We start from the raw sequence: 18,505 nt of genomic DNA on the forward strand, positions 1-18,505 counted from the left end.
ATTTGCTATCTATTGAGGAGCTGCTTACGCAATATCCATATGCGCTAAGTGCCAAAAACACCAAAACTTTTGTTAATCCAAAGGCCACGCCAGCGGATGGGCATCGCCCACCTCCTGCAGCCCAGGCTCCTTGCGCTCCAGCGGTACAGATTCCACTGGCTGGACAGCCCCCACCGCCCGCCACCACGGTGCATCCAGCGGGCCATGCGCCGGCTCCACTGGGTCGCCCAGACGCGGCATCAACAAGTGCGCACCCTGCTGCGGCCCAAGCGTAAGCAGGGTTTCCGCGGGCTCGTCCCAGTCGTGCATCGCCAGGTTGAACGTGCCCCAGTGCACCGGCAGGAAGGCGCCGCCACCCAGGAGGTCGAGCGCCTTGAGGGCGTTTTCCGGGCCGAGGTGGATGTCGCCCCAGGTGGGGTGGAAGGCGCCGACTTCGAGCATGACGAGGTCGAAGGGGCCGAAGCGCTCGCGGATGCGGGCGTATTCGGTGGTCAGGCCCGTGTCGCCGCTGAAGAACACGCGGTGGCGGGGCGACTCGATGACCAGCGAGGACCACAGCGTGGCGTTGCGGTCCTTCAGGCTGCGGCCCGAAAAGTGCTGCGAAGGCGCGGCGTGGATGGTGAGCTCGGTGCCGGGCACCGTGTGCGACTGCCACCAGTCGAGCTCGGTAATGCGCTCGGGTGCAATCCCCCAGGCCTGCAGGTGCGCGCCGACGCCGAGCGAGGTGACGAAGGGGATGTTCGTCTTGGCCATCTGGCGGATGGTGGGGTAATCGAGGTGGTCGTAGTGGTCATGCGAAATCACGACAACGTCGATGGGCGGCAGTTGCGACAGGCGCACCGGCGCTTTCTGAAAACGCTTGGGGCCAATGAGGCGGGACGGCGAGGCACGCGGGCCCCAGACCGGATCGGTGAGCACGCGCAGGCCGTCAATTTCGATGAGCACGCTGGAATGCCCGAGCCAAGTCGCGCGCAGGCCGGACCCAGGCTTGCGGGCCCAGCGCTCGCGCGGGTCCACAGTGGGCAGCAGCCCCTGCGGCACGCGCCGGCCTTCCGAGAACATGAACTCGCGCAGGGTGGGGCGCGCGGCCGTGGTGTCGCGCAGGCCTGGCGGTATCGGGTACTGGTTGCGAAAGCCGCCCTCGGTCCACAGCGGGGAGGCCTGCATGCGCTCCAGGCGCAGGCCGGCGGCACGTTTGCCCAATGACATCATGGTGTGGTTTTCGAAAATTCAAAAAACCACTGTACGCCCTTGGCGCTGGCGCTGCTGGCGGGCAGCAGCGGTCTCAGAAATGGCTTTAGCGCTTGCCCATGAAGGCAGCAAAGGCTTCGCGCGCCGCAGGCTCGCGCAGCATGCGGCCAAAGCTGGCGCCCTCTTCGGCCATGCGCTCGATGACCTGGCTTTCCTGGCCCAGCTTCATCAGCCGCTTGGTTTCCACCAGGGACGCCAGCGGCTTGGCGGCCAGCTTCTTCGCCTGCGCCTGGGCGATGGCGTTGCATTCGGTGGGGGGCACCACGCGGTTGACCAGTCCCACCTCCAGCGCCGCCTCGGCCATGAAAGGCTCGCCCAGCAACAGCGCTTCGGCTGCGCGCTGGTGGCCCATGAGGCGCGGCAGCAGCAGGCTGGAGCCCGCCTCGGGGCACAGGCCCAGGTTCACGAACGGCAACGAGAACATGGCGTTGTCGCCGGCATAGACCAGGTCGCAGTGCAGCAGCATGGTGGTGCCAATGCCCACGGCCGGGCCGCAGACGGCGGCAATCAGCGGCTTGGGGAAACGCGCGATGGCGTGCAGGAAGCGGTAGACGGGGGAATCCTGCGTGGCAGCCGGCTGCTGCAGAAAGTCGCTGATGTCGTTGCCGGCGCTGAAGACCGTCACATCGCCCTGGAGGACCACGGCGCGCACGCCGCCGTCCTGCGCGGCGGCCTGCAAGGCGTCGGCCAGCGCCGCGTACATGGCGGTGGTGATCGAGTTCTTCTTGGCTACCCGGTTGAAGGTGAGGGTGCAGACACCGGCTTCGGTGTGCTGGAGGATGTCTTGTGTCGTGGTCTGCGTCATGGTCTCTGTTGACGCGGCGGGGCGCCGCGTCACTCCTTGTAGTAAACGATCTGGTGGCTGGTGGCAAGCAGCGTTCCGGCCTCGTTCCACAACTGCGCGGAATGGTCGAAAAAGCCGTTGCGAAACTCCTGCCCGCGCGCCTGGCCGAGCAGATAGCCGTCGCCGGTGGCGGCAAGATCCGCCTGGCTGGCATGAAAGTACACCGTGATCGACACCGTGCCCGCCGGCACCTGGCGGGCGCGGCGCAGCCATACGCGCGGAAAGAAGATGTCGGCCATGGCGGCCAGACTGCAAAAGTCGATCGCGCGCAGCGGCGCATCGCGCATCCACAGCTGCGACAGACTGTGGTCGCCGCTGCCGTCCCACACCGGGGGAATCGTTCCCGTGACGGGGCGCATTTCGTAGCGGCTGAGCCACTCCACACCAAACGCTGGCGGGATGGCCGCCAAATCCCCAGGCCGAGGCACCTCGGGCGCAGGCGTGTCCGCTGCGCTCCAGGTGTCGCGCCGCACGGCGGTGACGGCCGTGCCGGTGGTGGTGACCACGGGCGCGCCGTCTGGGCCGGGCTGAAGGATGGACAAGGTCCAGTGCTGGGTCGAGCGGTTGGTGCGCACCGGCACCGCCTGGATTTGAAACTCGCCCGCGACGAGCCCGCCCCCGTAATTCACCGTCAGCGAGAGCGGGTCGCCCAGCAGTTCGGGGTGTTGAAGTACCGCGCGAAGCAATGTGGCTGCGGTGACCCCGCCAAACGGCCCGACCATGTTCCAGTACGGCGCGGGCGCCACGCCTGTGTATTGCCCGGGCGCCTTCGCGTGCAATTGCAGGGCCTTGTCAAAGGGATGGGAAGAATCGGTCGTCATGCCCCCAAGTGTGCCCACAAAAGTACCCTCAGTGCGTCGTACTGGTGACTGGCTCGCTGCGAAATGTTGCCAGCGCGGCCACGGCACGTGGCCACAGCGTGGCGGAGAACTGCGGGCGAAAGAAACCAAAATGCCCGATGCGCCCTGCCCCTACCGCGTGCGGGTCAAGAATTTCCACGCGTGTGGGTGCCTGGCTGTAAAAGCCCGCCAGATGCTCGATGCCGCGCAGCGTCATCAGCTCGTCGTCCGCCAGTGCCAAGGAAAGAATCGGAAAGCCCACGGCCGCGTAGCGCCGCTCGGCCGCCGCGCCCTCGGCGCCCATGCCGTAGCGCGGATGCAGGCACCAGCGGCGCCACTGGCGTATGACGCCGGCGGGCAGGTCGCCGATCATGCCCAGGCGTTTACCCGGAAAGTAGCCGCACAAGCGTGTTGCCACCGGTACGATCAGCCCCCACAAAAGCGGCGCCATGCGCCGCACGCGCGGCGCCGTGTCGCGCCAGTACCCACTGCCCGCCGCCACGCCCAGCATGCCGTCGATGGCCGAGGTGTCCGCCATCAGCCCCGGCAACTGCGCGCCCAGGCTGTGGCCGATGAGGTACATCGGCACCCCAGGCCGAGCGGCCTTCGCCGCTGCAACCACCGCTTCGTAGTCGTGCACCCAATCGGATATCGTCGCGCGCACGGCGCGCATGGGCCCTTGCAGCGAATAGCCATGCCCCCGGTAGTCAAAGGTGGTGATGCGAAATCCCTGCCTCGCCAGCCACGCAGCAAACGCCGCATAAAAGTCCTGCCGAACCCCCATCGCCGCGCCAATCACGATGCTGGCGTGCACTTCCCCGTCTGGCTCGTAGACCCGCAGGGCCAGCGTGGTGTTTGCATCCACTCGCAGGGTTTCAGTTTTCACGCCATCTCCCCGAATGCCAGTCGAATGACCCCTTGTCTTCCCACCCCGCCCTCAAGGGTGTAGCGAGCGGGATGCGCTGCTAGGCGGACGGAGCACAGGAACCGGAACGTACTGAAGGTACGTGAGGATTCCGCGCACCGCCCAACGACGCAGATGGCCCGCTCGGTAGCCAACCCTCCCACCCTCAAGGGCGTAGCGAGCGGCTGTCAGGCTAGGCGGACGGAGCGCAGCAACCGGAACGTACTTCCTGTACGTGAGGATGGCGAGCACCGCCCAACGACGCATGGCAGTCGCTCGGTAGCCAGCTAAACCGATTCGAAGATGCCGGCGGCGCCTTGGCCGGTGCCCACACACATGGTCACCATCCCGTACTTCAGCTTGTGCCGCTTGAGCGCATGCACCACCGTCGCCGCACGGATCGCCCCGGTCGCCCCCAGCGGATGCCCCAGCGCAATCGCGCCGCCCATCGGGTTGACCGTGGCCGGGTCCAGGCCCAGGGTGCGCACCACGGCCAACGACTGCGCGGCAAAGGCTTCGTTCAGCTCGTACCAGCCAATGTCTTCGTGCTTGAGGCCGGCGTAGCGCAGCGCGGCGGGAATCGCCTCGATCGGGCCGATGCCCATGAGCTCGGGCGGCACGCCGCGTGCGGCAAAGCTGACAAAGCGCGCCAGCGGGCTCAAGCCAAACTGCTTGACCGCCTTCTCGCTGGCCAGAATCAAGGCGCCCGCACCGTCGCTCGTCTGCGAGCTGTTGCCGGCCGTGACGCTGCCCCGGGCGGCAAACACGGGCCGCAGTTTGCCCAAGGCTTCGAGCGTGGTGTCGGGGCGCGGGCCTTCGTCCAGGCTCACGGTGCGCTTCTTGGTGATCACTTCGCCAGTGGCCAGGTCCGGCGTGCGCTCGGTGATCTCAAAAGGCGTGATTTCGTCGGTGAATTCGCCGGCCTGCTGGGCCTTGACCGCGCGCAGGTGCGATTCCAGCGCAAAAGCGTCCTGGTCTTCGCGCGACACCTTCCATTGCTGGGCCACCTTTTCGGCCGTCAGGCCCATGCCATAGGCGATGCCGACGTTCTCGTCGCGGGCAAACACTTCGGGGTTGAACGAGGGCTTGTTGCCGCCCATGGGCACCATGCTCATCGATTCGGCGCCACCTGCGATCAGCACGTCGGCCTGGCCCACGCGGATGCGGTCGGCGGCCATCTGGATGGCGCTCACGCCCGAGGCGCAAAAGCGGTTGACCGTGATGCCGCCCACGGGGTGGTCAAAGACCAGGCCCATGGCGATACGGGCCATGTTCATGCCCTGCTCGCCCTCGGGGAACGAGCAGCCAATGATGGAATCCTCGATGGCCTTGGGGTCCAGCGTCGGCACCTGCAGCATGGCGCTGCGAATGGCGGCCACCAGCAGGTCGTCGGGACGGGTGTTCTTGAAGTAGCCACGGCCCGAGCGGCCAATGGGCATGCGCGTGGCGGCAACGATGTAGGCGTCTTGAACTTGTTTCATGGGGAGAACCTCAGGGTAAGGGCTGCGACTTCGGGGCGGCAGCGCCTGTCAATGTGGATAGGAATCAGGCTTTGGCGGCACCAAGGCGCATCCAGTCGGCCTTATCTTTTTCGATGGCGGCCGGCAACGCGCCCAGCACGCCAGCGCGCAGTCGCTGCTTGGTCGCGGTGAACGAAGCCGGGTGGGCTTTCTTCAGGCGGTCCACCTGCGCCTGCACGGCCGCAGCCAGTGCCTCGGGTGCGACGGCTTCGTCGAGCAAACCGGCCTGCACGGCAGCCGCTCCGCCATAGGCCAGAGCGGTGCCCACCAGGTGCAGATGCGGTGTCGCCACGCGCTCGCGCAGAGCTTCGAGCGCGAAGTACGGCAGCGTCATGCCGATCAGCACCTCATTGGCCTGGAACGTCGCCCCTGCGTTCAAGCCGATGCGCACATCGGCGCACTGGAGCAGGAACAGTCCCATGGCCATCGCATGGCCCGAGCAAGCGGCAACCACCGGGTGCGGATACGACAGCAGCCGCTGGGCCAGTTGTGCGCCACCGGTGAGCATCTGGAACGTTGCCTGGGGGTCGCCGGCCTTGAACACCGACAGGTCAAACCCGCCAGAAAAAACACCCGGTCGGCCGGTGAGCACCACGATGGCCTTGTCGGCCTCGGCCCGATCCAGCGCAGCATGGAGCGCGGCCTGCATGGCCGGCCCCATGACGTTGGCCTTGCCGTCGTCCATGGTCAGCGTGGCCACACCGTCGGCAAAAGCGTAGGAAACCAAATCAGTCATGTGTCTCTCCAGGGGCGCGGCGGCGCTCAATTCCTTACGGGCTTGCCCGTGCTCAGCATGCCCAGAATCCGTTCCTGCGTTTTCGGGTGCTCGATCAGCGAGCAGAAGGCCTTGCGCTCCATGGCCATGAGGTATTCCTCGCTGACCAGCGCACCGGCATCTACGTCGCCGCCGCAGACCACACCCGCGATCAGGCTGGCAATGTGGAAGTCGTGCGCGCTGATGAAGCCGCCATCGCGCATATTGACCAACTGCGCCTTGATGGTGGCGATGCCGCTGCGGCCGGCCACGGGAAACAGGCGTTTGTGCGGCGCACGCCAGCCGCCCCGGGCCATGGCCTTGGCTTCGTTCAGCGCGACAAACAGCAGTTCGTCCTTGTGCGGCACGATGAGGTCACTGTCGAGCAGGTAGCCCAGCTTGCGCGATTCGAGCGCGCTGGTGCCCACCTTGGCCATGGCGGCGGCGGAGAAACCTTCGGTCAGGAAGGGCAGCACGTCCTTGGAGGTGGACTGCGCCATGTTTTCCGCGGCACGGCGGGCGATGTAGGTCAGGCCGCCGGCACCAGGCACCAGGCCCACGCCCACTTCCACCAGACCAATGTAGCTCTCCATGTGCGCCACGCGGCGGGCCGAATGCACGGCCAGCTCGCAGCCGCCGCCTAGCGCCAGGCCCCGGATGGCCGAGACCACGGGCACGTTGGCGTAGCGGATGCGCAGCATGGTGTTCTGCAGCTCCTGCTCAGCACCTTCGATGGCACTGACACCCGCAACCATGAACGCGGGCAGCATGGCCTGCAGGTCGGCGCCGGCGCTGAAGGGCTCGTCGCCCGACCAGACCACCACGGCCTGGTAGTCTTTCTCGGCGATGTCCACCGCCAACGCCAGGCCCTCGGCCACATCGGGGCTGATGGCGTGCATCTTGGTCTTGATGCTGGCAATGACGACTTCGTCGTCCAGCGTCCACAGGCGGATGGCGTCGTCTTCGTGCAGCGTCTTGCCGGCCGTCTTGTAATCGGGCAGGGCCTCGCCCAGAAGTTTTTCAGGAAAATACTGCTTTTCGTAGACAGGCAAAGCGCGGCGCGCTACAAATTTATTAGCAGATGCGCTCCATGAGCCTTGCGCGGTGTGCACGCCACCGGCCTCGGCCACGGGGCCCTTGAAGACCCACTCGGGCAGCGGCGCCTTGGAGAGTGCCTTGCCGGCGTCGATGTCTTCCTGGATCATCTTCGCCACTTCGAGCCAGCCCGCCTCTTGCCACAGCTCGAAGGGGCCCTGTTTCATGCCGAAGCCCCAGCGCATGGCCTGGTCGATGTCGCGCGCGTTGTCGGCAATCGTGGCCAAGTGCACGGCGGCGTAGTGGAAGCTGTTGCGCAGAATGGCCCACAGGAACTGGCCCTGCGCGCCTTCGGCATGGCGCAGGAGTTTCAGGCGTTCGGCGGCGGGCTTCTTGAGCATGCGCCCGTACACCTCGTCGGCCTTCTGGCCGCCGGGCACGTACTCTTCGCCTGCCAGGTCGAAGCGCAGCACATCGCGGCCGACCTTTTTGTAGAAGCCGGCCTTGGTCTTCTGGCCCAGGTTGCCCAGGTCGAGCAACTTTTGCAGGACGGCAGGGGTGCCGAAGCTTTCATAAAACGGATCGGTTTCAAGGCTCAGGTTGTCCTGCAGCGTCTTGATGACGTGCGTCATCGTGTCCAGCCCCACCACGTCGGCGGTGCGGAAGGTGCCACTGCTGGCACGGCCGAGCTTCTTGCCGGTGAGGTCGTCCACCACATCGAAGGTCAGGCCAAAGTTCTCGACTTCCTTCATGGTCGCCAACATGCCGGCAATGCCGACGCGGTTGGCCACGAAGTTGGGCGTGTCGTGCGCGCGCACCACGCCCTTGCCCAGGCCGCTGGTCACAAAGGCTTCGAGCTGGTCGAGCACTTCGGGGGCGGTGGTGGGGGTGTTGATCAGCTCCACCAGCGTCATGTAGCGCGGCGGGTTGAAGAAGTGGATGCCGCAAAAGCGCGGCTGGATAGCGGAGGGCAGCGCCTCGGAGAGCTTGGTGATCGACAGGCCCGAGGTGTTGGATGCGACGATGGCGTTGGGATTGACGAAGGGTGCGATCTTTTTGTACAGATCGAGCTTCCAGTCCATGCGCTCGGCGATCGCCTCGATGATGAGGTCGCAGTCACGCAGTTGCTCCAGGTGCTCTTCGTAGTTGGCCTGGCCGATCAGCGCGGCGTCGTCCGCCACGCCCAGCGGCGAGGGTTTGAGTTTCTTCAGGCCTTCAACGGCCCTCATCACGATACCGTTCTTCGGGCCTTCTTTTGCCGGCAGATCGAACAGCACCACCGGCACCTTGACGTTGACCAGGTGCGCGGCAATCTGCGCGCCCATCACACCTGCGCCGAGCACTGCGACTTTCTTCACTTGAAATCTAGACATTGATTGTTCTCCGTGGAGCCCGTTCAAGCCGGGCCTCCGTTGTCAGACACCCCGCGACTGGCGCCGGGCAGACAGGGGGGTTACTGGATGCGAATCCAGGTTTGCGTGCGGCCAAAGGGACCGATGGAGCCGCGCACCTGAAGCTTCTTGCCGCCTTCGATGGGCGTCATGCGCAGGGTGTAGTTGCGGCCGTTCTCGGGGTCGAGAATCTTGCCGTCCTCCCAGACCTCCTTGCCCTCGGCCTTTTTGGCGTTGCGGATGATCTCCAGCCCCAGCAGCGGCTTGTCCTTGCGGTCGTCGCTGCACTCGGTGCACAGGTCGCCTGGCTTGGCATCCTTGAGCAGGCGCTTTTCCAGCACACCGTTCAGCGTGCCGTTGCCGGTGTCCTTGATGCGGATTTCCGCCTTGGCCTCGCCGGTCTTGTCGTCGATGTTGCGCCACAGGCCCTCAGGGGTCATCTGGGCCAGAGCCGGGGCGGCAAGCACTACCAAACCGATAGCTGTCAACGCTTTGTTCATGGGCGCTCCTGGGTCAAAAGGGGTTGAAAATCCGCACCGCGCACTCAGGCCAGCGCCAGATCGGTCTCCATCAGCGGCTTGGCACCCGCGCGCGCGGTGCGCATCAGGGTAGCGGTCTCGGGGAACAGCTTGGCGAAGTAAAAGCGCGCGGTCTGCAGCTTGGCACCGTAGAAGGGGTCGGTGTTGCCGGCGGCGATCTGGCGCAGCGCCACCTGGGCCATGCGGGCGAAGAAGTAGCCAAACACCAGGTGGCCGGCGACGCGCAGGTAGTCCACGGCGGCGGCGCCGACTTCGTCGGGGTTCTGCATGCCACGGAAGCCCAGCTCGGTGGTGAACTTGGTCATCTGGTCGGCGAGGTAGGCCACCGGGTTGATGAACTCGGCCATCTTCTCGTTCACGCCCTCTTCCTGCACCAGCGCACCGACCAATTTGCCGAACTTCTTCAGCGTGGCGCCGTTGTTGCCGAGAATCTTGCGGCCCAGCAGGTCCAGCGACTGGATGGTGTTGGTGCCTTCGTAGATCATGTTGATGCGCGCGTCGCGCACGAACTGCTCCATGCCCCATTCCTTGATGTAGCCGTGGCCGCCGAAGACCTGCTGGCACATCACCGTGGCGTCAAAACCGTTGTCGGTGATGAAGGCCTTCACGATGGGCGTCAGCAGCGCGAGCATTTCGCCCGAGTCCTTGCGCACCTTCTCGTCGGCGTGGTGCAGCTCCTTGTCGAGCAGCATGGCGCAGAAGATCGAGAGCGCACGGCCGCCTTCGGCGTAGGCCTTGGCCGTGAGCAGCATCTTGCGCACGTCGGGGTGCACGATGATGGGGTCGGCGGGTTTGTCCTTGGCTTTGGTGCCCGAAAGACTGCGCATCTGGATGCGGTCCTTGGCGTAGGCGAGCGCATTTTGGTAGGCCACTTCGGTCAGGCCGAGGGACTGGTTGCCCACGCCCAGGCGGGCGGCGTTCATCATGACGAACATGGCTGCCAGGCCCTTGTTGGGCTGGCCCACCAGGCTGCCAATGGCGCCGTCGATGTTGATCTGCGCCGTGGCATTGCCGTGAATGCCCATCTTGTGCTCCAGCGCGCCGCAGAAAATCGGGTTGCGCTCGCCCAAGCTGCCATCGGCATTCACCTTGAACTTCGGGACAGCAAACAGGCTGATGCCCTTGCTGCCCACCGGCGCATCGGGCAGACGCGCAAGCACCAGGTGGACGATGTTTTCCGTCATGCCGTGCTCACCGGCGCTGATGAAAATCTTGTTGCCGGTGATCTTGTAGGAACCGTCGGCCTGCGGCTCGGCCTTGGTGCGCAGCAGGCCCAGGTCGGTGCCGCAGTGCGGCTCGGTCAGGCACATGGTGCCGGTCCACTCGCCGCTGGTGAGCTTGGGCAGGTAGATTTTCTTCTGCTCGTCGGTGCCGTGCGCGTGCAGGCACTCATAAGCGCCATGCGAGAGGCCGGGGTACATGGTCCAGGCCTGGTTGGCCGAGTTCATCATCTCGTACATGCACTGGTTGAGCACGAACGGCAGGCCCTGGCCGCCGTATTCGGTGTCGCAGGAGAGTGCCGGCCAGCCCCCTTCGACGTACTTGGTGTAGGCGTCCTTGAAGCCCGTGGGGGTCTTGACTTCGTGCGTGGCCTTGTCGAGCGTGCAGCCCTCGGTGTCGCCGCTGATGTTGAGGGGGAAGATCACGTCGGTGGCGAACTTGCCCCCTTCCTCGATCACCGCGTTGATGGTGTCGGCATCCACTTCCGCGTGCGGCGGCAGGTTCTTGAATTCGTCGACAACGTTGAACACCTCGTGCATGACGAATTGCATGTCGCGCAGGGGCGGCGTGTAGGTAGGCATGTTGGCTCCTTGGGTTTACTTGTGGGTGGCAGAGGCGCCCGGCGTCGGCGCGGGGGCCGAGAAGCGGGCAAGAATGTTGTCAAAACCGGTGAGCGCCCGGCCAAGCGAGCCGGGGTTCTTCAGAAAACGTGCTTCGTAGTGCAGCGCCAGGATCAGGCCGTGGATTTCGAAAAGCATCTGGTCTTCGTTCACGTCGGCAAGCAGTTCGCCGCATTCCTTGGCCTGGACGATGGCGCGGCGCATGGCGCTGTGCCAGGTCATGACCGACTCGACCAGCGCATCGCGCACGGGGCCCGGGCGGTCGTCGAACTCAATGGCGCCGCTGATGTAGATGCAGCCAGAATCGATTTCCACCGAGGTGCGCTGCATCCAATTGGCAAACAGCGCACGCAACCGTGCGACACCGCGCGGCGCCGACAGCGCAGGGTAGAAAACTTCCTGCTCAAAGCAGTGGTGGTATTCGCGTACCACGGAAATCTGCAGTTCTTCGCGCGAGCCGAAGTGGGCGAACACGCCCGACTTGCTCATGCCCATGAGCTCGGCGAGCGCGCCAATCGACAGGCCTTCCAGCCCGATGTGGGTCGCCAGGCCCAAGGCCGCCTCGACGATGGCGGCCTTGGTCTGCTGCCCTTTTTGCAAAACGCGCGAGCCTGTGGCGCGCGGGCGTGGCGTGCGGGCAATGGGAGTGGTGGACGAAGCAGAAGGCATGGCCATAGAAAAACGAACGATCGTTCTATTCTGCAGCAAATTCTGACTGTGGTCACCTCCCCTTTAAAAAATAGAGGCGCGCACCCAAAAAAAGTAGGTCAGAGCATGTGGGCCAGGCAGGCATCGAGCTGCTCTGTCGGCAAGCGCCGAAACTGCGAGCGTGCAAAACGCTGCAAGCGGCCCTGGCAAAAGGCGATAAGGGTGCTGGCCGCGACCTGGGCATCGGCCGTAGGCGCGGCCGAGCCGCCCTGCTGCGCCGCTTCGCGCAGGCATTGGCGCAGTTGCGACTCCAGGCGCTCAAAGCATTGGCCGGCACGCGCTTGCAGGCGCTCGTGCTCCAGCAGCAGCGCATCGCCCGCCAGAACCTTCGCCAGGCCTGGGTTGCGCTCGCAAAATTGCAGCAGCAAGGTGACGATGCGCATAGCCTTGGACGCGGGCGGCTCGCCCTCTGCGGCAGCGATCTGGGCACTGCGGGTAAACAGCGCCTCTTCGATGAAATCGAGCAGCGCATCGAACATCTGCGCCTTGCTGGCGAAATGCCGGTACAGCGCCGCCTCGCTGACCGACAGGCGCGCCGCCAAGGCTGCCGTGGTGATGCGTTCGGCACCCGGCGCCTCCAGCATAGCGGCAAGCGCTTGAAGAATCTGCGCGCGCCGCTCACCGGGTTGGGGGCGGCGCTTGGGTGCAGCGGCGGCGGACTCGGGGGTATCGATCGGCATGGGGCTCATTCTCCTGGCGGTCGTGCGCCCGAAAGCGTGTCCGTGGTGAACACCAGCCGCACCCGCAAACCGCGCTGGCCGGCGCCGCTGCCAAGCTCCAGCGCAGCGCCATGGGCACGGGCGATTTCATCGGCAATCGGAAGCCCCAGGCCCGTGCCTTCCCCAGCGGTGCCGGGGACACGGTAGAAGCGTTGCAGTACCTTGTTGTATTCCGTGTGCGGCACGCCGGGGCCATCGTCTTCGACTTCCAGGTAGGGCTCCAGGGTGCCCCGGCGCATGCAGCGGCCGCAGCGAATCGTCACGCTGCCACCTGCCGGCGTGTATTTGATGGCGTTGTCCACCAGATTGGACAGCAGTTCGCGCAATAGCCAGCCGTGTCCGGTGGCATGGACGGATTCGGCCTCCAGCCCCAGGTCAATCCCCTTGGCCTCGGCTGCATCGAGGTGCAGTTCCAGGGCGGTCTCGCACAGCTGCCGGAGATCCGCGCGCTCCATGGCGGAGGCATCGACATTGCGCGCATCGGCGCGCGAGAGCGTGAGCAACTGGTGCGCGAGCTGCGAGGTGCGCCGCGTGGCAGCGCGCAGTTTCTCAATCTCTTCAACTCCTAATGTGATAGCTAGAGAGTCTTGATGAATAAGCGGTAGAGCCGAATTCTTATCAAAATTCCTGGCTCTCCCACCGGAGCGCGCAAGCAAGGCCCAGGCCTCCACCTGCGCCTGCAGCCCGGCCAGCGGCGTGCGCAGTTGGTGGGCCGCATCGGCGACGAAGCGGCGCTGGCCGTCCACCTGCGCACGGACCATGTCGAACAAATGGTTGAGTGCGTGCACCAGCGGGCGCACCTCCGCAGGCGACGTGGCCTCGTCGATCGGGTTGAGGTCGCGCGGCGAGCGGTGCTCTACCGCCGTGGCCAGGTCCACCAGCGGTTTGAAAGCATGGCCCACCGACCAGTAAATCGCCAGCCCAGCCGCTGCGATCAGCAGCAGGTTGGGCAGCAAGAGACGCATCATCAACTGCTGTAGCCACTGTTGGCGCGGATCGGACCCGTCGGCCAGTGCCACCACCAGCTCTCCGGCGTTGGTCTCCCCCCGCTGCACCGCCACCCGGTAGGTCACGCCGCCGTACTCGACGCTGTGAAACTCCGCGGCTGTCGTTGCCGGCAACGGCCCTTGCACCCAGTCGTCGCCGAGCAGCAGTTCACCATTCACCCGGCGCACGCTGAACGCCGTGTACTCGCCGCTGCGGCGCAGGAACTCCTCGACCGCCGGCGCCAGCATCAGCAGCGGCTCGGTTCCCGGCGTGGTGGCTGCCACCACCGAATCGGCCAGCCCCGGCAGCAGGCGCAGCAGGCGCTGGTCGTGCTGCACCGCGGCATCATCGGCGGAGCGAAAATCGACCCAGGCCGAGGCCAGCACCAGGGCAAAGAGGGGCAGCACCAGCAAGAGCAGCAGGCGGTTGCGCAGGTCGGACGTCAGCGCCCGCAGGCTCGGGCGTGCCATTTAGCGGGCGGTGGCTTCGACGAGTTCGAGCCGGTAGCCAAAGCCCCGAATCGAGCGCAGCGCGATGCCATGCGGTTCGAGCTTGCTGCGCAGGCGCGAGACATAGACCTCGACGGCGTTGGGCGTGATTTCCTTGTCCCAGCCGGTGAGCGCCTGCAGCAGCTTGTCCTTGCTGACGGGTTTGGGGGCATGGATCAGCAGGTATTCCAGCACTGTCCATTCGCGCGGCCCAAGCTCAATGGCCGTAGCGGCAGCGCCTTCGGTGCCGACGATGCTGGCGCGGCGGTTCGCGCTGTCGAGTTCCAGCGGGCCAAAGGAGAGCACGGCCGTAGTCGCGGCCTGCGAACGGCGCAGCAGCGCCCGCAGGCGCGCCAGCAGCTCGGGCAGCTCAAAGGGCTTGACCATGTAGTCGTCGGCGCCCAGGTCCAGCCCCTGCACCCGGTCCTGCAACGCATCGCGTGCGGTGAGGATCAGTACCGGCATGGCGGGGTTGGCCATTTCGGGCCGGCGCAGCAAACGCGTGAGTTCCAGGCCATCAATGCCCGGCAGGCCGATGTCGATCACGCCGATATCAAAGGATTCCCGCGCCAGCACCTCCTGGGCGCGCTCGCCGCTGCCCACCCAGTCCACGGCGTAGCCGGCGTCGGCGAGCCCCAGCTTGATGCCGCTGGCGACCATGACGTCATCTTCAACAAGCAGCAAGCGCATGCAGAGCCCTTTCAGCCTCAGCTGTTGCTGATCATGGTGCCGAACGCCTGGTCCGACAAAATCTCCAACAGCATGGCGTGCGGCACACGGCCGTCCACGATGTGCACCGCCTTCACGCCGGCCTTGGCAGCGTCCAGCGCGCCGGCAATCTTGGGCAACATGCCGCCCGAGATGGTGCCGTCGGCAATCAAGGCGTCGATCTCGCGCGACGTGAGGTCGGTCAGCAAGTCGCCGGCCTTGTTGAGCACGCCGGGAATGTTCGTCAGCATGATCAGCTTTTCGGCCTGGAGCACGGTGGCCAGCTTGCTGGCCACCAGGTCGGCATTGATGTTGTAGCTCTCGTTGTGTTCGCCAAAGCCGAGTGGGCTGATGACGGGGATGAAGGCGTCGTCCTGCAGCGCCTTGACCACGCTTGGGTCGATGCTGACGATCTCGCCCACCTGCCCCACATCGTGCTCCAGCGCCGGATCGGTGTGGTCCGTCATGCGCAGCTTGCGCGCCCGGATCAGGCCGCCGTCGCGTCCCGTCAGGCCCACGGCCTTGCCGCCGGCCTGGTTGATGAGGCCGACGATGTCCTGTTGCACCTCGCCCGCCAGCACCCACTCGACGACCTCCATGGTCTCGGCGTCGGTCACGCGCATGCCTTGAATGAAATGGCCCTTCTTGCCCAGGCGCGAGAGCGCCGCCTCGATCTGCGGGCCGCCGCCGTGCACCACCACCGGGTTCATGCCGACGAGCTTGAGCAGCACCACGTCTTCGGCGAAATCAGCCTGCAACTCTGGGTCGGTCATGGCATTGCCGCCGTACTTGATGACGATGGTCTTGCCGTGAAACTTTCGGATATAGGGCAGCGCCTGGGCCAGGATCTCGGCCTTGTCGCGTGGGCCAAGGTTTTGCAGCGTGTCTGTCATGGAAAAGCGCCCCGGGGCGGGTAGAGGGGAAGCGCAAATTGTGCCGCATGTGCGGCACGGCCATGGCCCAGGCTCAGGACGCGATCCAGTACGCCAGCACGACCAGCGCCAGCACCAGGGTGAGCCAGCCCAGCAGCAGCCAGCGCCACAGCCCCGGAGCCTTGCGCATCTCCAGGTATTCCAGAATGACCAGCGCGCCCTTGATGCCGGAAAACACCAGCACCAGCAGCACCGGCAGCATGGCGCCATGGCCAAAAAAACCGCCCTCGCCGAGCCCGAAGGTGAGCCCGGTCAGCAGCACCAGCAGGACCCAGGTCTTGCCAATCGTCAAGCGGAACATGGTAGGCCTTTCATCGCATCACATAGACCAGCGGGAACAGCACGATCCACAGCAGATCGACCATGTGCCAGAACGCCGCCCCGGTCTCCAGTGCGTGCAGGTCGCCACGGCCATAGTCCCCGCGCCGCACGCGCCACCACAGCCAGGCGAGCGCCAGCAAGCCGACCAGCACATGCAGGAAGTGAAAGCCCGTGAGCAGCAGGTAGAACATGTAGAAGGTGTTGGTCGATAGATCGACCCCCTCGGCCAGCTTGCCGGCGTACTCCCACAGCTTGACACCCACGAAACCACTGCCGCACGCCAGCGCGCCGAGCAGCCAGCGGGCGCAGGCCACGCGCGCATCACGCCCCATGGCTTGCACGGCGGACGCCACGCAGGCGCTGCCGGAGATCAGCAGCACGGTGTTGAGCGCGCCGGTGTGCAGGTTGAGCGTGGCCTGCGAAGCGTTGAACAGCGCCAGCTCCTGCGTGCGCGCAAAAGCGTAGCTGACGAACAGGATGGCAAAGGTCAGCAGCTCCATCAGGATCACCAGCCACACCCCCAGGTCGCCGCGCAAGCGCGGCGCTGCTCTCACGCGGGCAGTCGGTTGCGATGGGCTGGCGAGGCCAGGGAGCGGTGCAAAAACGGGGGTGGGAGACGGCATGGGTCGTAGAGGGGATAGGCACCCTCTAACAGGGAGAGCGCCTTGGAGGGCCATTCTGCAAGCGACGGAAGCAAAAACAACACGCCGAAGACAAAAGATTCACTTGAAATGAATCTTATTGATTATGATCAACAAAATCAAGGGTTAACCCGATAAGGTTTGACCCTGTAATTTCGCAACCAGAGAAGGACCACCATGAGCCAAGGCTTCACCAGCCAGACGGCGCGCAATATTTTCTACGGCGGCACGATGTTCTTCGTGCTGGTGTTTGCGGCGCTGATCTTCAATTCCGAAACCAAGATTCCAGCGCGCTCCAAGGCGCAGGAGATCACCCCGGCAGTGGTGCGCGGCAAGCACTTGTGGGAATCGCGCAACTGCATTGGCTGCCACACGCTGATGGGTGAGGGTGCTTACTTCGCGCCCGAGCTGGGCAATGTGTACGAACGCCGCGGGCCCGACTTCATCAAGGGCTGGATCAAAGCCATGCCAACGCACGCCCCCGGCCGCCGCCAGATGCCCCAGTTCAACTTCAGCGAGCAGCAGCTCGACGACCTGGTCGAGTTTCTGCGCTGGACCAACGGCATCGACGACGAGAAGTGGCCACCGAACATTGAAGGCTGAGCACCGGCACTCCCCGCTGCCACCCACCAAACCTTCACGAACTCACCATGAAAATTCCAACGCTTAAATACCAGTCGCAAGCTGTCGCCAAGCTGTACTTCGTTGCTGCGCTGTGCCTGTTCACCGGCCAGATCCTCTTCGGCCTGACGCTCGGCCTGCAGTACGTCATCGGCGACCTGTTCTTCCCCGCCATTCCGTTCAACATCGCGCGGATGGTGCACACCAACCTGCTGATCATCTGGCTGCTGTTCGGCTTCATGGGCGCCGCCTACTTCATGGTGCCCGAGGAGAGCGAGACCGAACTCTGGAGCCCGCTCTTCGCCAAGATCCTGTTCTGGGTGTTCCTCGCCGCCGCCGTGGCCACCATCCTGGGCTACCTGCTGGTGCCCTACGCCTCGCTCGCCAAATGGACCGGCAACGACTTTCTTGCCACCATGGGCCGCGAGTTCCTGGAGCAGCCGCTGCCGACCAAGCTGGGCATCGTGGTGGTCTGCCTGGGCTTTCTGTTCAACCTCACCATGACGGTACTCAAAGGCCGCAAGACCGCGATTTCGCTGGTGCTGATGATGGGCCTGTGGGGCCTGGCGATCATGTTCCTGTTCAGCTTCGTGAACCCCGACAACCTGGTGCGCGACAAGATGTACTGGTGGTTCGTGGTGCACCTGTGGGTGGAAGGCACCTGGGAGCTGATCATGGCATCCCTGCTGGCCTTCGTGCTGATCAAGACCACCGGCGTGGACCGTGAAGTGATCGACAAATGGATGTACATGATCGTTGCCTTCGCGCTGATCTCGGGCATCCTGGGCACCGGCCACCACTTCTACTTCATCGGTTTGCCTGGCTACTGGCACTGGGTCGGCGGCGTGTTCTCCGCACTCGAACCGATTCCGTTCTTCATGATGACGCTGTTCGCCTTCAACATGGTGCAGCGCCGCCGCCGCGAGCACCCCAACCAAGCCGCCGTGCTCTGGGCCGTGGGTACTTCCGTGATCGGCTTCCTGGGCGCGGGCGTCTGGGGCTTCATCCACACGCTCAGCAGCGTGAACTACTACACGCACGGCTCGCAAGTCACCGCCGCGCACGGCCACCTCGCCTTCTACGGCGCCTATGTGCTGGTGGTGCTGGCCATCATCAGCTACGCCATGCCCCTGATCCGCGGCCGCGAGGCCAACCCCATGCGCGCCCAGCGCGCCGAGATGTGGAGCTTCTGGATCATGAGCATCGGCATGGCCGTGATGGTGCTGGCGCTCAGCGGCGCCGGCATCCTGCAAGTGTGGCTGCAACGCATGCCCACGAGCGGCGCCATGGGCTTCATGGCCACACAAGACCAGCTCTCTTTCTTCTACTGGGTGCGCATCGCCGGTGGCGTGATGTTCCTGACAGGGCTCATCACCTACCTGTCGAGCTTCTTCATCGGCCCCGCTGCCGACGAGCAGGAAGTGGCCGCCATTCCCGGCAGCCGCCTGCAACGGGCCTGAGC

General features: G+C 65.0%; 18 protein-coding genes. 2 read left to right on the forward strand and 16 right to left on the reverse strand.

Features of this window, described 5'->3' with window-relative positions; all coding sequences use genetic code 11:
- Positions 1-72: 72 nt before the first annotated feature.
- The 16 genes from D3F03_RS10315 to D3F03_RS10390 form a co-directional block, all read right to left on the reverse strand.
- Complete coding sequence (locus D3F03_RS10315; RefSeq protein ID WP_119109264.1) at positions 73-1,212, reverse strand: MBL fold metallo-hydrolase; 1,140 nt, start codon at positions 1,210-1,212, stop codon at positions 73-75.
- An 85-nt stretch (positions 1,213-1,297) separates the two neighbouring features.
- Positions 1,298-2,056, reverse strand: a complete 759-nt coding sequence (locus D3F03_RS10320; protein WP_119109265.1) for an enoyl-CoA hydratase — start codon at positions 2,054-2,056, stop codon at positions 1,298-1,300.
- Between the two features lie 29 nt (positions 2,057-2,085).
- Positions 2,086-2,916 (reverse strand): acyl-CoA thioesterase, encoded by an 831-nt coding sequence (locus D3F03_RS10325; RefSeq protein ID WP_119109266.1) that lies wholly within the window; start codon positions 2,914-2,916, stop codon positions 2,086-2,088.
- Positions 2,917-2,944: 28 nt separating this feature from the next.
- The gene (locus tag D3F03_RS10330; protein WP_119109267.1) at positions 2,945-3,820 is read right to left on the reverse strand and encodes an alpha/beta hydrolase family protein; all 876 of its coding nucleotides are present in this window, start codon (positions 3,818-3,820) and stop codon (positions 2,945-2,947) included.
- A 305-nt stretch (positions 3,821-4,125) separates the two neighbouring features.
- On the reverse strand, positions 4,126-5,319 hold the full coding sequence (locus tag D3F03_RS10335) for an acetyl-CoA C-acyltransferase (protein WP_119109268.1): 1,194 nt from the start codon (positions 5,317-5,319) through the stop codon (positions 4,126-4,128).
- Between the two features lie 64 nt (positions 5,320-5,383).
- Positions 5,384-6,094: a crotonase/enoyl-CoA hydratase family protein gene (locus tag D3F03_RS10340; RefSeq protein WP_119109269.1), complete on the reverse strand. Its 711-nt coding sequence runs from the start codon at positions 6,092-6,094 to the stop codon at positions 5,384-5,386.
- 26 nt (positions 6,095-6,120) lie between these two features.
- On the reverse strand, positions 6,121-8,520 hold the full coding sequence (locus D3F03_RS10345) for a 3-hydroxyacyl-CoA dehydrogenase/enoyl-CoA hydratase family protein (RefSeq protein WP_119109270.1): 2,400 nt from the start codon (positions 8,518-8,520) through the stop codon (positions 6,121-6,123).
- An 80-nt stretch (positions 8,521-8,600) separates the two neighbouring features.
- Positions 8,601-9,038 (reverse strand): DUF2147 domain-containing protein, encoded by a 438-nt coding sequence (locus D3F03_RS10350; RefSeq protein WP_119109271.1) that lies wholly within the window; start codon positions 9,036-9,038, stop codon positions 8,601-8,603.
- A 44-nt stretch (positions 9,039-9,082) separates the two neighbouring features.
- A complete protein-coding gene (locus D3F03_RS10355; RefSeq protein WP_119109272.1) occupies positions 9,083-10,879 on the reverse strand; it encodes an acyl-CoA dehydrogenase C-terminal domain-containing protein in 1,797 nt (598 codons plus the stop codon).
- Between the two features lie 15 nt (positions 10,880-10,894).
- Positions 10,895-11,587, reverse strand: coding sequence for a TetR/AcrR family transcriptional regulator (locus tag D3F03_RS10360; RefSeq protein ID WP_119109501.1), 693 nt, complete (start codon positions 11,585-11,587; stop codon positions 10,895-10,897).
- Positions 11,588-11,685: 98 nt separating this feature from the next.
- Entirely contained in the window at positions 11,686-12,315 is a 630-nt protein-coding gene (slmA, locus tag D3F03_RS10365) for a nucleoid occlusion factor SlmA (protein WP_119109273.1), read from the reverse strand.
- Positions 12,312-13,778, reverse strand: coding sequence for a sensor histidine kinase (locus D3F03_RS10370; RefSeq protein WP_119109502.1), 1,467 nt, complete (start codon positions 13,776-13,778; stop codon positions 12,312-12,314). Before D3F03_RS10370 ends, slmA begins: the two co-directional genes overlap by 4 nt.
- A 24-nt stretch (positions 13,779-13,802) precedes the next feature.
- Positions 13,803-14,510 carry a response regulator transcription factor gene (locus tag D3F03_RS10375; RefSeq protein ID WP_119109274.1) on the reverse strand — a complete coding sequence of 236 codons (708 nt, stop codon included), beginning with the start codon at positions 14,508-14,510 and terminating at the stop codon, positions 13,803-13,805.
- Positions 14,511-14,527: 17 nt separating this feature from the next.
- Complete coding sequence (gene argB, locus D3F03_RS10380) at positions 14,528-15,421, reverse strand: acetylglutamate kinase (protein ID WP_119109275.1); 894 nt, start codon at positions 15,419-15,421, stop codon at positions 14,528-14,530.
- A gap of 73 nt (positions 15,422-15,494) precedes the next feature.
- Positions 15,495-15,761, reverse strand: coding sequence for a cytochrome C oxidase subunit IV family protein (locus tag D3F03_RS10385; protein WP_119109276.1), 267 nt, complete (start codon positions 15,759-15,761; stop codon positions 15,495-15,497).
- Positions 15,762-15,771: 10 nt separating this feature from the next.
- Positions 15,772-16,404: a cytochrome c oxidase subunit 3 family protein gene (locus D3F03_RS10390; RefSeq protein WP_119109277.1), complete on the reverse strand. Its 633-nt coding sequence runs from the start codon at positions 16,402-16,404 to the stop codon at positions 15,772-15,774.
- A gap of 195 nt (positions 16,405-16,599) precedes the next feature.
- Between D3F03_RS10390 and D3F03_RS10395 the strand changes: the two genes are divergently transcribed.
- Together D3F03_RS10395 and D3F03_RS10400 are read left to right on the forward strand one after the other, a co-directional pair.
- Entirely contained in the window at positions 16,600-17,025 is a 426-nt protein-coding gene (locus D3F03_RS10395) for a c-type cytochrome (protein ID WP_119109278.1), read from the forward strand.
- Positions 17,026-17,072: 47 nt separating this feature from the next.
- Positions 17,073-18,503 carry a cbb3-type cytochrome c oxidase subunit I gene (locus tag D3F03_RS10400; RefSeq protein WP_119109279.1) on the forward strand — a complete coding sequence of 477 codons (1,431 nt, stop codon included), beginning with the start codon at positions 17,073-17,075 and terminating at the stop codon, positions 18,501-18,503.
- Positions 18,504-18,505: the final 2 nt, after the last annotated feature.

It is taken from the genome of Simplicispira hankyongi, from assembly GCF_003570885.1.
GTDB lineage: Bacteria > Pseudomonadota > Gammaproteobacteria > Burkholderiales > Burkholderiaceae_C > Simplicispira > Simplicispira hankyongi.